The organism is Allosphingosinicella indica (assembly GCF_900177405.1).
Taxonomy (GTDB): domain Bacteria; phylum Pseudomonadota; class Alphaproteobacteria; order Sphingomonadales; family Sphingomonadaceae; genus Allosphingosinicella; species Allosphingosinicella indica.
This window is the reverse complement of record NZ_LT840185.1, coordinates 894,351-909,319: the sequence shown is the minus strand read 5'-3', so window position 1 is coordinate 909,319 and position 14,969 is coordinate 894,351. Positions and strand designations below refer to the sequence as shown.

The following is a 14,969-nucleotide window of genomic DNA, read 5'->3' as shown; positions in this document are numbered from 1 at the left end:
GCGCGGTGGAGGGGCCATGCTGAGCACGACGAAGCCTGCCGTCGCCAACGCCCGCAAGCTGCGGCGCAAGATGACCTTGCCCGAGGTGCTGCTCTGGCAGCGATTGCGGCTGCGGCCCGGCGGATGGAAGTTCCGGCGCCAGCATCCTTGTGGCCGCTTCGTACTGGACTTCTATTGTGATGCGGCGCGGCTGGCGATCGAGGTGGATGGGATGGCACATGACGGCGTGACGGCTCGGGAGCGGGACGCGGCACGGGACGTTTGGCTTGCGGAACAGGGCATCGCGACGGTTCGCGTGACCGCCGCTGAGGTGCTGGCGGATGCCGACGCGGTCACGGTGGAGATCGTGGCGCGTTGCGGCGGCCGCTCTACCCCTCCACCGCGCTGCGCGCGGTCCCCCTCCCCTTCAGGGAGGATTTCTTGACCCCCTTCGAGCTTTCCATCACGGCGCAGCCGGGCGACATCGACGAGCTGGGGCATGTCAACAATGCCGCGTGGGTGCGGTGGATCCAGGATGTGGCGACGGCGCATTGGTATGCGATCGCGCCGGCGGAATATGCCGATGCCCATGTCTGGGTCGTGACGCGGCACGAGATCGATTATCTGCGCGCCGCGCTGCCCGGCGAGACGGTGACGGGGCGGACGTGGGTGGCGGACCCGCCGAAGGGCGCGCGGTTCGACCGGCTGATGGAATTCACCGGCGCCGACGGCAAGGTGAAGGTCCGTGCGCGGACGACTTGGGCGATCCTCGACAAGACGACCGGCCGGCCGCTGCGCGTGCCGCCCGAAGTCGCAGCCGCCTTCCTCGCCTAGAAGCTGCGCAGCGCGGCGACGATCGCCGGATAGGCGCGGGCGCTGACGCCGAAGCCCATGTGGCTGCACGAGAGCTCAACCTGGCGATCGCTTTCCTCGGCAGTGCCGCGCGCGCAGGCGGGCGCGACCACGCCATCCATCCGCGACCAGAGCGCGAGCGTCGGCACGGGCGGCTTGTCGCCGAGCGTGACGGCCAGTGGCGGGTGATCGACCGGATGGCCGGCGACGCGCTCGTAGATCCGCCAGGCGTTGTTGGCGCGTGGATCGCCGGAGAAGGGCGATCCCATCGTGACGACCTTGGCGACGAGATCGGGGCGGAGCTTCGCCACTTCGCGCGCGAAGACGCCGCCGAGGCTCCAGCCGACGAGGACGACGGGAGCGCCGCCGCCGAAGGCCTCGAGCCGCGCGACAATCCGATCGAGCATGTCGGCGGTCGCGCCGCGGTTCATGCCGAGGCCCCAGCCGGTGACGCGATAGCCCGCGCCTGCCAGCGCGCGTTGCAGGCCGAGCGTGGTGTGATCGTTGGCGAGGAAGCCTGGGAGCACCATCAGCCGTGGACCGTCGGTCGGCCCGCGTTCGCCCAGCGGCCCCACCGCGCGCCACAGCCGCGCGGCGATCGCAAGCCCTTCGCGCAGCAACAGCCGCAGCGGCGGCGCGCGATGATCGGGATCGAGGGGCAGGGTTGCCATGTCGCCTAATATGACATTTTGGTTTCAGGATTCAAAAGGGGGTGGCGGTTTTCCCCGTTGATCCGAGGCGTCAAACGCAGCGGCGGGGCGCGAATGTTCCCAATGTTCGCAGTGACCATGGGGGTTCTCGGGACGAGGCCATCGTTGGACGGACAGCGGACGATGCGAAAGAGCCGGACGCGCGGACTATCGCAGAAATTCGCGGTGTAGGACATCGTCGAGTCAAAGCCCTCCGCCTCGATGGGGGAGGGTTGGGTGGGGGTGGTATCAATGCAGTCCGTGACTTTCCGGATACGCCACCCCACCCCAACCCCTCCCCATCAAGGGGAGGGGCTTTAGGCGACCATCGTCATTGCGAGGCGCGTAGTGCCGCGGCAATCCAGAACTCGCGCGGGATTTTTTGGTATTGCTGGATTGCTTCGCTGCGCTCGCAAGGACGGAGAGATTACAGAAACTCGCCGCCCATCAGGCCTTGCAGGGCCTTGGGCAGTTTCACCCGGCCGTCCGCCTGCTGATGGTTTTCGAGCAGCGGCACCAGGATGCGGGGGCTCGCCAGAGCGGTGTTGTTGAGGGTGTGGACGAAGCGGACCTTGCGGTCGCCGTCGCGCCAGCGGAGGTTGGCGCGGCGCGCCTGCCAGTCGTGCAGCGTCGAGCAGCTATGCGTCTCGCGATATTTGCCAAGGCTCGGCACCCAGCTCTCGATGTCGTTCATGCGGAACTTGCCGAGGCCCATGTCGCCGGTCGAGGCTTCGATCACCTGATAGGGGATTTCGAGCGCCTTCAGCAGCATCTCGGCATTGGCGAGCAGCCTGGCGTGCCATTCGGCGGAGACGGCATCGTCGTCTTCGCAGATCACATATTGTTCGAGCTTGTAGAATTGGTGGACGCGGAGAAGCCCGCGCACGTCGCGCCCGGCACTGCCCGCCTCGCGGCGGAAGCAGGGGGAATAGCCGGCGTAGAGGATTGGCAGCTTGTCGGATTCGAGAATCTCGCCCGAATGGAGGCTGGTCAGCGCGATCTCGCCGGTGCCGGCGAGGTAGAGATCGTCGGCGGGGACGGCATAGGCCTCTTCCTCATGGCCGGGGAAATGGCCGGTCGCGACGAAGGCTTGCGGGCGGGCTAGCGCCGGCACCGTCATCGTCGTGAAACCTTCCGCGGCGAGCTGCTGCTGCGCCCAGAACATCAGCGCCTGCTCGAGCATCGCGAGCCGGCCCTTGAGGGCATACATGCGGCTGCCGGCGACGTTGACGATGCGCGACAGGTCCGCCCAGTCGTTCATTTCGAGCAAGGCGACATGATCGCGCGGCTCGAAATCGAACGACGGGATCGCGCCTTCCTGGCGGACGATCGTGTTGGCGCTTTCGTCCGGGCCGACCGGCGCACCCTCCCACGGAATGCCGGGCAGGCGCAGCATCAGCGCATCGAGCGCGGCCTGCTTGTCGGCGAGCACCGCCTCGATCTCCGAGGTCTTCGCGCCCATTTCCTTGGCCTTCGCGCCCAGCGCGGGGCGCTCGGCGGGGTCGGCGGTCTTGAAGCTGTCGCTGATCGCATTGCGCTGACGGCGGAGCTCGTCGATCTCGGTCTTGAGGCCGCGCACTTCGCCATCGAGCGCTAGCAAGGCGTCGAGGTCCAGCGAGACATTCTTGTCGGCGATCGCCTTCTCGACGACGGCGCGGTTGTCGCGGATGAACGGCAGGCTGAGCACGAGCGGACCTTTGCGTTGGGATCGGGCGCCCGGTTACGGCGCGGTGTCACAGGGTGCAAGCACTTGCGCGGCGGTGGCGCAGCGGCGAAAGCATGCGCCATGCATGTCGGCATCCTCGTTACCGGCGATCCGCCGCCCGCGCTCGCGGAGCGCTTCGGCCGCTACGACGCGATGATCGCCGCGCTGCTCGGTGCCGGGTTCACGACGACCGCCTATCGCGTTGCGGAAGGCGACTGGCCGGCCGCGCCCGATGCGCATCCGGCTTATGTCATCACCGGATCGTCCGCCGGCGTGTACGACGATCTGCCGTGGATCGCGCCGCTGAAGCAGTTCCTGCGCGATGCGCGCGGGGTCGCGAAGCTGGTCGGCATCTGTTTCGGCCATCAGATCATGGCCGAGGCGTTCGGCGGCCGGGTCGAGAAATCGGACAAGGGCTGGGGCGTCGGCCTTCACCGCTACGACATGCTGGCCGAGCGGCCGTGGATGGACGGCACAGCGCCGATCGCCATAGCGGTGTCGCATCAGGACCAAGTCGTCGCGCCGCCGCCCGATGCCGAGGTGCTCGCGTCGTGCGAATTCACGCCTTACGCAATGCTCGGCTGGGGCGACGAGGCGCTGTCGATGCAATGCCACCCCGAGTTCGCGCCGGGGTTTGCCGCCGCGCTCTACGACAGCCGGCGCGAGCGCATTCCCGATGCCGACGGCGCGATCGCCAGCCTTGCCGCGCCTAACGACGAGACGCGCGTCGCGGGCTGGATCCGCCGCTTCCTAACGGAGCCGGGCACCCGATAATCGCGCTTGCTCCGGCGCGGACGCTCGCGCAGGAACGGCCGCATGAACGACGATTTCTACCGCATCCGCCGCATGCCGCCCTATGTGTTCGCCGAGGTGAACGCGATGAAGGCGGCGGCGCGGGCACGCGGCGAAGACATCGTCGATCTCGGCATGGGCAACCCCGACGGGGCGCCGCCGGCGCACGTCGTCGAGAAGCTCGCCGAAGTCGCCCGCGATCCGCGCGCGCACCGCTATTCGGCCTCCAAGGGCATCGCCGGGCTGCGTCGCGCGCAGGCGGCTTATTATCAGCGCCGTTTCGACGTCGCGCTCGATCCCGACAGCGAAGTGATCGTGACGCTGGGATCGAAGGAGGGGCTGGCCAATCTCGCGCAGGCGATCACCGCGCCCGGCGACGTGGTGCTGGCGCCCAACCCATCCTATCCGATCCACCAGTTCGGCTTCATCATCGCGGGCGCGGCGATCCGATCGATCCCCGCCGCGCCGGGGCCGGATTTCTTCACCCGGCTGGAGTTCGCGATCCGCTACACGGTGCCCAAGCCCACGGTGCTGGTGATCGGCTATCCGTCCAACCCCACAGCTTATGTCGCCGATCTCGATTTCTACCGGAAGGTGGTCGATTTCGCGCGCGAACATAAGCTCTGGGTGATCAGCGACCTCGCTTATGCCGAAATCTACTTCGGCGACACACCGACGCCCTCGATCCTGGAAGTGCTGGGGGCGAAGGAGGTGGCGGTCGAGTTCACCTCGATGTCCAAGACCTATTCGATGGCGGGTTGGCGGATCGGCTTCGCGGTCGGCAATCCGACGCTGATCGCGGCGCTCGCGCGGGTCAAATCCTATCTCGATTATGGCGCGTTCACGCCGGTGCAGGCGGCGGCGGTGGCGGCGCTCAACGGGCCGCAGGACATCGTCGCACACAACCGCGCACTCTACAAAGGGCGGCGCGACTGCCTGATCGAAAGCTTCGGCCGCGCCGGGTGGGAGATCCAGAAGCCCGAAGCCAGCATGTTCGCCTGGACGCCGATCCCAGAGCCGTTCCGCCATCTGGGGTCGATGGAGTTCGCCAAGCGGCTGCTCGCCGAGGCGGGGGTTGCGGTCGCGCCGGGCGTGGGATTCGGCGAGGAAGGTGAGGGGTTTGTCCGCATCGCGCTCGTCGAGAACGAGCATCGGCTGCGCCAGGCGGCGCGCGCCGTGAAGAAGTTCCTCGCCAGCGCCGACTAGGCGGGCTGCGCACTTGCGGTTTACTCGATACGGTCCTGCGCCCGTCTTGCCGGTGACGCGCTGCGGGAAATAATGGCGGCGCATCTTCTTTCGGCTTCCTATCCGCGCGGCATCGTTTATCAGAGGGCCGACTGGCTTGCATAAGAGTGCCGGCAAAAGGGGGCGGGTCTGTCCGGGGCGGCGAAGAGTGAGAGTGCGGGGATCGCAGCCAATTCGGCGCGGCGCGCGCTCAATATCGTGGGCGATCGCTGGGCGCTGATGATCCTGCACCTGGCGTTCCAGCGGGTGCGCCGGTTCGAGGATTTCCAGGGCCGCACCGGCATGGCGCGCTCGATGCTGACCGATCGGCTGCGGCGGCTCGAGGCGGGCGGCGTGCTCGAGCGGCGGCGCTACCAGAACCGACCGCCGCGCGAGGAATACCGGCTGACCGAGCGCGGCGCCGACCTGTTCGGCGCGGCGATGATGATCACCCGCTGGGAGAAGCGCTGGTTCCTCGATCTCGACATTCCGGCGCACCGGCTGGTGCACAGTTGCGGCAAACTCTGCACGCCCGAATTGCGCTGCCGCACCTGCAACGCCGAAGTCGATGCGCGCGAGGTGAGCGCCGAGCCGGGGCCGGGGGCGGGCTGGGATCCGCCGCAGCCGCCGCGGGTGCAGCGCCGCTCGGTCGTCGATCGCGGCGACCTTACCGCCAACCAGAAGATGCTGGAGCGCGCGATCGAGGTGCTCGGTGATCGCTGGACCGCGCACACCATCGCCGCTGCTTTCACTGGCCTCAAGCGTTTCAACGCATTGCAGGAGAGCCTGCGCGTCGCGCCCAACATCCTCTCCGAGCGGCTGGCCCGGCTCGTCGATCTCGGCGTGCTCGACCGGCGTCCCTACCAGCAGCGGCCCGAGCGGTTCGAATATGGGCTGACGGCACAGGGCCGCGATCTCTTTCCGATCATCCTCGAGCTGGTGCGCTGGGGCGATCGCTGGCTGGCCAAAGCGGGGCCGCCGGAAGTGCACCGGCACAAGCCGTGCGGCGCGATTCTCGAAACGAAGATCACCTGCGATCAGTGCGGCGAAGAGATCGTGCCGGAGTCGACCGGGCTGGTCTGAGCCTCAGCCGGCCAGCATCTCGATCACCGTCTCGCGCAGGTGGCGGCGCGAGACCTTGTTCATCGCGTTGCGCGGCAGCGCGTCGACGATGACGATCTGCTCGGGCAGCTTGAAGACGGCGACGCCTTGGTCAGCGAGGAAGCTGGTGATTGCATCGAGCGTCGGTGCGGCGCCCTCCTGCGGCACGGCGGCGACGCACATCCGCTCGCCCAGCCGCTCGTCGGGGAGGCCGACGACGGCGGCTTCCTTGAGCTCCGGGTGGCCGGCGAGGAGATCGTCGATCTCGGCCGGCGAAATGTTCACGCCGCCGCGCACGATGATGTCCTTGCAGCGGCCGACGAAGCGGTAGAAGCGCGGGTCCGGCCCGTCGCCCGCGATCTCGAACAGATCGCCGGTGCGGTAGAAGCCGTCGGCGTCGAACGCATTGGCGGTGACTTCCGGATTTTCCCAATAGCCGCCGAAGGTCGCAGCGCCCTGGAAGCGCAGCTCGCCGGGGCGGCCGGGCTCGGTGATTTCCGTCTCGCTGTCGAGATCGATCAGCCGGGTCTGGATCATTGCGCTCGACCGACTGCCCGGCCAGTCGATCCCTTTGACCCCCATGCGCGGGAAGAAGCGCGCGCGGTCGTGATGATCGGGCACCTGCCGCGCGTCGCTGAACAGCGAGGCGCCTTCGTTCGAGCCGTAGATGTTGCACACCTCGATTCCATAGCGATCGGCGAACCCCTCGATCATCCACGGGCTGAGCGGTGCCGAGCCCGAACCGATCGCGCGCAGCGAGGAGAGATCGACGCTGTCGAGCAGGCCGGGCGTCTTGAGCAGCGCATTGAGGATCGCGGGGGCGGCGATGGTGTAATTGACCTTCTCGGCGGCGATCTGGCCGAGAAACACCGGCAGGTCGAACGGATGGTGGAGGACAAGCGTGCCGCGGTTGAGCAGCCAGGGCGTCACCAGCCCGAAGGAGCCGATGTTGACGAGCGGGAAGGGGTTGAGCAGCACCTCGCCTTCGCGGATGTCGGCCGCCTCGGTGACCATCTCGGCATTGACGATCCAGTGGTTCTGGTCGCGCGGCACACCCTTGGGCCGCGCTTCGGTGCCCGACGTCCAGAAGATCGTGTAGACTTCGCCGGGCTGCGTCGGTTGCGCGTCGTGATAGGCGGCGGCAACCGCGGGATCGGCCTTGGCGATCGCAGCTTCTAGGTCGACCGCGCCCGCCGGGGCGTCGCCGCCCAGCACCAGCACCTTGCAATCGCGCGCGGCGCACAGCTCCAGCGCCATCGCCGCATGATCGTGGCCGGCGAAGCGGGCGACGGTAACGAGGGCCTTGGGCCGGACGGTATCGAGCACATAGCCGAGTTCATGCGCGCGATAGGGCATGACGACGGGGCTGATGATGAGGCCGATGCGCGAGCAGGCGAGGGCCAGCACCACGGTGTCGACGAAGTTGGGCGTCTGGTAAGTGAGGATGTCGTCCTTGACGAGGCCGAGGCCAAGCAGCGCGGCGCCGACGCGATCGACCTCTTCGCCCAGCTCCGCCCAGGTCAGCCGCCGCGGCGCATGGCCATCGAGCGCCGTGCGGTTCATCGGGTCGACCAGCGCCAGCCGTTCGCCGACTTCCGCGCGGTTGCGCTGGAGCAGATGGTCGAGCGTCAGATCACCCCACCAGCCGCGCGCGGTGAAATCGTCGATCCTCTGCTGCGGCGTCAGCTGCACCTTATCCTCCCGTCACACGCGCTTCGGCGGCCAAGGCACGAAGCCCGATGTCGTCTCGATATAGCGGACGTAATCAGGCTTCGTCTTGCGCATCCGAAATTCCAGCGTCGGCGCGCCGCTCCACTTCATCAGCGTCCAGGTCAGCAGCACCGGCCCCGGCAACGCCCACCAGCCGAGCGCAGTCTCCGCGCCGATCAGGAAGATGCCCCACCAGACCATCGCATCGCCGAAATAATTGGGGTGGCGGGTGTAGCGCCACAGGCCCGTGCTCAGCACCTTGCCTTCGTTCGCCGGGTTCTTGCGGAAACGGGTGAGCTGCCAGTCGCCGATCGTCTCGAACAGGATACCGGCGACGGCGACGGCGGCGCCGACATAAGCGAGCGTGCCGAGCGCGGCGGGTTCCGCGGGGATCTGGCCGAGCTGTGCTGGCAGCGCGACGATGAATTGCAGCGGCGCCTGCGTCGCGAAGACGAGCAGGAACGAGGCCTTGGCAAAGCCCCAGCCCTTGTTCGCCTCGGCCTTGGCGAGCAGCTTGACGTAGCGCCGGTCCGGCCCGTGATCGCGCCAGCGCCAGAAGAGGAAGCCGCCCAGGCGGAACGCCCAGATGGCGGTGAGCAGCAGAATCAGCGTCGCGCGCTCGCCCGGCGCATCGAGCTGGAGCCAGGTGGTAAGCGCGAGCAGTGCCATGCCGACCGCCCACCAGGCATCGACCATCGTCACGTCGCGGATCGCGGTGCAGACGATCCACAGCAGGATGAAGGCGGCGACCACCACCGCAAAGTTCACCGCCAGCAGGCCCGCGACATCCATCATTGCCATTCCCCCTTCGCTCCAGCGGCTCAGCGGCCGGTGGAAATCACATCCATGTCGAGCATCCGCGCGAGCGCGCGCTCTTGCGCCTTCGGGTCGCGCGCCTTGTGGGCGCGGACCTCGATCGCCATCCGGTCGGTATCGACCTCGTCGAGCCCGCGGCGGATCGCGGCGAGGCCGACCTTGGCGATATCCTCGGGCTTCTCCTTGGCGCCCGCGACATGCGAGGCCATGCGGGTATCGACCGACCCGACGATGAGCGCGCTGACGCTGGTGCCCTGGCCCGCCAGTTCGGCGCGAATCGAAGTGCTCGCGGCGCGGGCGGCGAATTTGGAGGGGCTGTAGCCGCCCATCGCCGGCACGGCGACGAGGCCCCCGGACGAGAGGATGTTGACGATCGCGCCGCCGCCATTGGCCTTCAGGATCGGCGCGAAGGCGCGGCACATGCCGAGCAGGCCGAAATAATTGACCTCCATCTCCTCGCGCGCGGCAGCGATGCTGTCGGCGGCGATGAGGCGCTGGTTGAGGAACGCGCCGGCGTTGTTGACGACGATCGAGACGTCGGTCGCGGCTTTGGCGGCCGCTTCGATCTCTTCGGGCTTGGCGACGTCCAGGCGCATCGCGACTGCTTTGCCCGGAAACTCGCCTTCCAGATGCGCCGCATTAGCGGGATCGCGGGTGCCGACATAGACCTTGGCAGCACCCGCGCCGATCAACGCGCGCACGAACGCTTCGCCGATGCCGCGATTGCCGCCGGTGACGACCGCCGTGGCGCCGCTGATCTCGGTCGCCATCAGGCCGCCTTCATCTCATAAAGGACGTCTGCGGGCTTCTTGCCCCCGCGCACCAGTTCGGTGCCTTCGGGGAACATCATCCCGCGGCCCCAGCTCTCGGTGAAGGGCATTTCGTGATTCCATTCCCAGGCGAGGCGGCGGAGCGCGATCTTCCACTTGCCGTCGCGCCGCTCGAACCGGTCGACGACGCGCGCCAGGGTGAGCGTGTCGAACTTCTCGCCCTCCTTCTTCATCCGCGCGAAGGCGAGGATGTAGGATTCGACGATGGCGCTGTCGCCGTCGAGCTCGATCAGCACGTTGGTGTTGAGGTGGTTCATGATGCCGCCCTTGGGCAGCACCTTCGCCATGATGGCGACATAGTCCGACGCCGGGCCGTTGTAGACGCCGCCATGATCCTCGATCGCGTCGGGATGATAGGCGTCGGCGATCAACTCCACGTCGGCGCGGTCGGCGCCGCGCAGGTAGCGGTTGAGGACTTCGGTGATCTCCTGCTTGTCGAGAAGCGCGCGGATCTCGGGGGCCATGTCGGTCATCGCATTACGCTCCGTCAGACCGTCGGGCGGGCGAGCATCGCCTCGACATGCTCGCTCACCGGCTCGCCGGCCACATGCATCTCCTGGAGGCGGCCGTCGAAATATTCGCGCCAATGCTTGATGAGCCCGTCCTCATATTCGAGGATCCCGCAATAGGGGATGGCGACGCGCTTGCCGTCGGCGGTGTCGAACTCGTCGACGCCTTCCATCCAGACCTTGCCGTCGGAATCGGCGACATCGAACAGCCGCCAGCGGTTGTTGCGGATGCGCCCCTTCATCGCTTCCAGCGTCTTGCGCATCACTGCCTTGCCGCGGATCGGCGCGCGGATGCCGCCCGAATTGTTCCAGATGATGTCGTCGTGCAGGTTGGCGAGCACGCCCTCGACGTCGGCGTCATGCCAGGCGGCGATCACGCGGCGGAGCGTTTCGATATTCTTCGACATGCCTGTCCTCTCCTTGGCCATCGCCGGCAAAGCGGCGAGAAATCCGGTGGCGACGGCGCCGGCCATTACCGTGCGCCGGCCCGCGATCATCGCGCGGGCTCCGAGTCAGTCTCTTTAAACAAGTGTGTGCCCATCGCTGGGCCGGCGTCAAGCCCGTTGATCTCGGCGAGGACGCTCTTGAACGGCTTGATCGAAAGCAGGACGAGCGTTCCGGCGAGTGGCGCGACGACTAGCGCGGTCAGCGCCAGCGCCGGGCCGAGCGCGTTGGGATCGCCGAACACATAATCGGTGAACAAAGCGACGGTCAGCGGGCCGACGGTGAGCCCAACGACGCCGAGCACGAAATAATAAAGCGCTGCGACTCGCCCGCGGAGGCGCCCGGGCGCCGCTTCCTGCAATGCCGCGACCGCGATCCCTCCGGAGGCGGTGAAGAACAGCATCGCGGGCGCAAGGATCGCGACGGCCATCCAGCCCGTCGAGGCGAGCCCGGCGGCGATCAGCAGCGGCGTCACCAGCAGGATCGACAGGCCGGTGATCTTGAGGCTCGCCGCCTCGACGCCCTTGCGGCTGAGATGCGAGGAGAGCCAGCCAGCGAAGCTGAGGCCGGCGCCGCCGAAGATCATCACGACGAGCCCGTAGCGCATCCCCACCTCGCCCGGCGTCCAGGCGAAGGTGCGCATGAAGAAGGCGGGCATCCAGGAAAGGACGCCGTAGATCAGCATGGTGTAGCAGGCCATGCCGCCGAGGTGGAGCAGGTGGAAGGCCGGATAGCGCTTGAGGTGGCCGACCAGCCCCTCGCCGGGCGCCTCCTTGACCACCGCGTCGCGCCGCGCGGGCTCGGAGACGAAGGCGAGCAGCAGCACGACGATGAGGCCGGCGAGGCCGACGATGACGAAGGTCGCCTGCCACGGCGCGACCACGCCGATCAGCGGCAGCGCGACCGGCGGCCCGCGCGAGACCATGTCGATGACGACGCCGCCGACCATCAGCGCGAGGCCTGCGCCGATCGCGCTCGCCATCGAATAGACGCTGATCGGAAAGGCGCGGCGTTCTGGCGGGAAATAATCGCCGATCATCGAGATCGCGCCGGGCGATAGGCAGGCCTCGCCCGCGCCGACGCCCATCCGTGCCAGGAACAGATGCCAGAAATTCTGGGCGAGCCCGCAGGCGGCGGTCATCAGGCACCAGAAGGTGACGCCGATGCCGATCACCCGGCGCCGCGAAGTGCGATCGACCAGCCAGCCGAGCGGCATGCCCATTACCGTGTAGAAAAGCCCGAAGGCGAGGCCCTGCAGCAAGGCGATCTGGGTGTCGCTGAGCAGCAGGTCCGCCTTGATCGGGTCGATCAGCAGGCTGAGAATCGTCCGGTCGATGAACGAGACGGTGTAGCCGAGCGTCAGCACGCCGACCGCGAACCAGCCGCGGCCGGGGCTCGGCCAATCGGCGGGGCGGGTGGAGACGGGCGGGACGGCCGCGGTGGTCATCGCTGCCGCCTCAGCGGGTTTCGTGGTCGAAATCCTTGGTCAGCCCCATTTCGCTCAGGAGCTGATTGCGATCGTAATATTCGGTCCAGACCTTGATCTTGCCGTCGTCGATATCGAGCACGCCGACGACCGGCACGGCGCCCGTCTTGCCCTGATAGACGAACCCGTCGACGCGCTCGGCGAACACCTTGCCGTTGACCACGCCGATATTCTTGATCTGCAGGTTGATCTCGCTCGCGCCCGCGCCGAGGCCCGAAATGCGCTGGTGGATCGCGTCGCGGCCGTGGATCGGCTCGACCATGACCGAGTGAAGAATCGCATCCTCGGCGAACATCGCCGCAGCCGCCTCCCAGTCCTTGCGGTTCCACGCGGCGATCTGGGCTTCGACCAGCGCGATCTTCTCGGCGTCCGACACGATTGCTCTCCCGGTTTGGTCTGTTTATGCAAGTAGGATGGCAGTGCGGACGAAGCGCTGTCAACCGGTAAGTCTTGACAAGCTAGTGACGTTGGCGCGAGTTTGAGGCGCTTGCACAATGCGACCGAGTGGCCGGAAGAGCCGCCGTGCGCGAGGATTGTCCGAAGGGGAGCCATCAGATGGGTTTTCAGTCTTCCGCGCGGGTCGTCAAAGCCGCGCTTCTCACCGCCAGCGTCGCCGCTCTCTCTAGCGGCAGCGCAGTTTACGCTCAGGTTCCCAACGATCCGCAGGAACCAAGCACACAGACCGAAGCCGAAGCACGCACCGCGCCCGGCGGGCTTCAGGACATCGTCGTCACGGCGCGCAAGCGCGAGGAGAGCCTGCAGGACGTGCCGATCGCCGTCACCGCGTTCAGCGGTGATGCGCTGCGCGAGGCACAGATCACCGATCTCTCCCAGATCGCGGGCCGCACGCCGAGCTTCACCTTCCAGACGCAGGGGCTGATCGAGCAGGAGGCGTTCATCCGCGGCGTCGGCTCGGTGCGCCTCACCAGCGCCACCGCCGATCCGTCGATCGGCCTGTTCGTCAACGAAGTCTATATCGGCCGCCGCGGCGCCGCATCGCCGCCGATCTTCGATCTCGAGCGCGTCGAGGTGCTGCGCGGGCCGCAGGGCACGATCTTCGGCAAGAACGTGGTCGGAGGCGCGGTCAGCCTGATCACCGCGCGGCCGACCTACGAGCCGTCGGCCGGCGCGCAGATATCGGTCGGCAATTACGGCGCGATCGCGTCCGAGGGCCATGTCTCGGGCCAGATCGGCGAGGGCATCGCCGCGCGCCTGGCGCTCTACCAGAATGCGCATGACGGCTATGCCAAGAATATCGTCAACGGGCAGGAGCTGGAGGATCTCAAATCCTTCGCCGGCCGCTTCTCGCTGATCGCCGAGCCGACCGAGAATCTGACGCTCTCGCTGATCTTCGACGGCAGCAAGGATCGCGGCGGCGGCCAGTCGCGCCATGCGGTCGACGATCCGACGCGGCCCGGCTTCGGCCCGATCACGCCCAACCTCATCTCGGACGATCCGCGCACCACCGAGACGCCCTATTTCCAGTACAACCGCCGCGGCACCTACGGCATCACCGGCCGGGCGGATTATGATTTCGGCGGCATGACGCTCACCTATCTCGCCGCGCTCCGCCACGGCGATGCGCGCCAGCGCTTCGCGCAGGCGGGCGCGGGGTCGCCGCCGTCGTTCACCGATTCGGTGCTCACCCAGCGCGAGGAATATCAGGGACTGACGCAGGAGCTGCGCCTCGCCTCCGATCAGGCGCAGCGCTTCCGCTGGCTGGGCGGCCTCTATTACCTGCGCGAAGAGACCGACCGCAGCTCGCAGAATACCGCGACGTCGTTCCTGCCCGGCGGCCCGGGCAGCACGCGCGACAGCCTCGATGGCGACAATGTCTTTACGCAGAACGGCGTCGCGCAGAATTATGCCGTGTTCGGCGAGGCGGAGTTCGACATCCTCGAAAATCTCACCGTGTCGGTCGGCGGCCGCTACACGGTCGACAAGAAGACGATGGACGCCCGCGCCGAGGTTCTGAGTTTCGGCCTGCCCGGCGACATCCTGTCGCCCGCGCCGCTGCAGGCGCCGTATAACATCTCCGTCCGCAAGACGTGGAAGGAGTTCACGCCCAAGGTGGCGCTGGAATGGCGGGCGACCGACAATGTGCTCGTCTATGCCTCGGCCGCGAAGGGCTTCAAGGGCGGCGGCTGGCAGAGCGCGACCGCCAACGCGGCGGCCGCCTCGCTCGCCTACGATCCCGAGACGGCGTGGAACTATGAGGTCGGCGTCAAGAGCGACCTGTTCGACCGGCGCCTACGCCTCAACGTCGCCGCCTTCCGGCTCGACTTCAAGGATCTGCAGGTCGAGCAGCTCGACGACGTCCGGCTGACCACCGTCGTCGCCAACGCGGCCGATGCGAAGATCCAAGGCATCGAGCTTGAGACGCAGCTCGTCGTCACCGAAGGCCTGTCGCTGTTCGCGTCCGGATCGGTGCTCGACGCCAAGTATAAGGAATATATCGACCGCGCGCGCAATCTGAACTTCACCGGCAACCAGCTGCTGCGCACGCCCGATTATCAGTACACCGTCGGCGCCGATTACCGCGTCGAGGTGGGCGAGAATTACGCCATCAAGGCGCATGTCGATTACACCTATCAGGACAATTTCTTCTACGGCCCGGACAATACCAATTTCGAGCCGGGCTACGGCCTGCTCGATGCACGGATCGGCTTCGGCGATTCCGAGGATCGCTGGTCGGTAACGCTCTACGGCAAGAACCTCACCAACAAGCTGTATCGCGTCAGCGTGATCCCGTTCCTGGGCGACGAATCGTCGCTCTACGGGCCGCCGCGAACCTACGGCGTACGGTTCGCGTCGAAATTCTAGCCAGTCGCC

The 14,969-nt window shown here is 67.2% G+C and carries 15 protein-coding genes; 6 read left to right on the top strand and 9 right to left on the bottom strand.

Features of this window, described 5'->3' with window-relative positions; translation table 11 throughout:
* Nucleotides 1-16 precede the first annotated feature (16 nt).
* Both B9N75_RS04555 and B9N75_RS04550 read left to right on the top strand, forming a co-directional pair.
* Nucleotides 17-424 carry an endonuclease domain-containing protein gene (locus B9N75_RS04555; RefSeq protein ID WP_157123693.1) on the top strand — a complete coding sequence of 136 codons (408 nt, stop codon included), beginning with the start codon at nt 17-19 and terminating at the stop codon, nt 422-424.
* On the top strand, nt 421-813 hold the full coding sequence (locus tag B9N75_RS04550; RefSeq protein ID WP_085217722.1) for an acyl-CoA thioesterase: 393 nt from the start codon (nt 421-423) through the stop codon (nt 811-813). The genes B9N75_RS04555 and B9N75_RS04550 overlap by 4 nt, the downstream gene beginning before the upstream one ends.
* Here B9N75_RS04550 and B9N75_RS04545 read toward each other — a convergent pair.
* Nucleotides 810-1,502 (bottom strand): alpha/beta fold hydrolase, encoded by a 693-nt coding sequence (locus B9N75_RS04545; protein ID WP_085217721.1) that lies wholly within the window; start codon nt 1,500-1,502, stop codon nt 810-812. The genes B9N75_RS04550 and B9N75_RS04545 overlap by 4 nt on opposite strands.
* A 445-nt stretch (nt 1,503-1,947) precedes the next feature.
* On the bottom strand, nt 1,948-3,207 hold the full coding sequence (gene serS, locus B9N75_RS04540) for a serine--tRNA ligase (protein ID WP_085217720.1): 1,260 nt from the start codon (nt 3,205-3,207) through the stop codon (nt 1,948-1,950).
* Between the two features lie 99 nt (nt 3,208-3,306).
* Here serS and B9N75_RS04535 point away from each other — a divergent pair, with 99 nt between their 5' ends.
* From B9N75_RS04535 to B9N75_RS04525, 3 genes are all read left to right on the top strand, one after another.
* Nucleotides 3,307-3,999, top strand: a complete 693-nt coding sequence (locus tag B9N75_RS04535) for a glutamine amidotransferase-related protein (RefSeq protein ID WP_085217719.1) — start codon at nt 3,307-3,309, stop codon at nt 3,997-3,999.
* Nucleotides 4,000-4,041: 42 nt separating this feature from the next.
* A complete protein-coding gene (locus B9N75_RS04530; protein ID WP_085217718.1) occupies nt 4,042-5,223 on the top strand; it encodes an LL-diaminopimelate aminotransferase in 1,182 nt (393 codons plus the stop codon).
* 237 nt (nt 5,224-5,460) lie between these two features.
* Nucleotides 5,461-6,324 carry a winged helix-turn-helix transcriptional regulator gene (locus tag B9N75_RS04525; protein ID WP_197685134.1) on the top strand — a complete coding sequence of 288 codons (864 nt, stop codon included), beginning with the start codon at nt 5,461-5,463 and terminating at the stop codon, nt 6,322-6,324.
* Between the two features lie 3 nt (nt 6,325-6,327).
* Here B9N75_RS04525 and B9N75_RS04520 read toward each other — a convergent pair whose 3' ends face one another.
* From B9N75_RS04520 to B9N75_RS04490, 7 genes are read right to left on the bottom strand one after another with little or no spacing between them, the layout of a single operon-like run.
* Entirely contained in the window at nt 6,328-8,034 is a 1,707-nt protein-coding gene (locus tag B9N75_RS04520) for a class I adenylate-forming enzyme family protein (RefSeq protein WP_085217716.1), read from the bottom strand.
* 12 nt (nt 8,035-8,046) lie between these two features.
* Nucleotides 8,047-8,847: a DUF1295 domain-containing protein gene (locus B9N75_RS04515; RefSeq protein ID WP_172840809.1), complete on the bottom strand. Its 801-nt coding sequence runs from the start codon at nt 8,845-8,847 to the stop codon at nt 8,047-8,049.
* A 26-nt stretch (nt 8,848-8,873) separates the two neighbouring features.
* On the bottom strand, nt 8,874-9,638 hold the full coding sequence (locus tag B9N75_RS04510; protein WP_085217715.1) for an SDR family oxidoreductase: 765 nt from the start codon (nt 9,636-9,638) through the stop codon (nt 8,874-8,876).
* Nucleotides 9,638-10,171 (bottom strand): nuclear transport factor 2 family protein, encoded by a 534-nt coding sequence (locus tag B9N75_RS04505; protein ID WP_085217714.1) that lies wholly within the window; start codon nt 10,169-10,171, stop codon nt 9,638-9,640. Before B9N75_RS04505 ends, B9N75_RS04510 begins: the two co-directional genes overlap by 1 nt.
* A gap of 14 nt (nt 10,172-10,185) precedes the next feature.
* On the bottom strand, nt 10,186-10,704 hold the full coding sequence (locus tag B9N75_RS04500) for a limonene-1,2-epoxide hydrolase family protein (RefSeq protein WP_085217713.1): 519 nt from the start codon (nt 10,702-10,704) through the stop codon (nt 10,186-10,188).
* Nucleotides 10,701-12,098, bottom strand: a complete 1,398-nt coding sequence (locus B9N75_RS04495) for a spinster family MFS transporter (protein ID WP_085217712.1) — start codon at nt 12,096-12,098, stop codon at nt 10,701-10,703. The genes B9N75_RS04500 and B9N75_RS04495 overlap by 4 nt, the downstream gene beginning before the upstream one ends.
* A 10-nt stretch (nt 12,099-12,108) precedes the next feature.
* Nucleotides 12,109-12,513 (bottom strand): nuclear transport factor 2 family protein, encoded by a 405-nt coding sequence (locus B9N75_RS04490; RefSeq protein ID WP_197685133.1) that lies wholly within the window; start codon nt 12,511-12,513, stop codon nt 12,109-12,111.
* A gap of 179 nt (nt 12,514-12,692) precedes the next feature.
* Here B9N75_RS04490 and B9N75_RS04485 point away from each other — a divergent pair, with 179 nt between their 5' ends.
* Entirely contained in the window at nt 12,693-14,960 is a 2,268-nt protein-coding gene (locus tag B9N75_RS04485) for a TonB-dependent receptor (RefSeq protein ID WP_085217710.1), read from the top strand.
* The last annotated feature ends 9 nt before the right edge of the window (nt 14,961-14,969 follow it).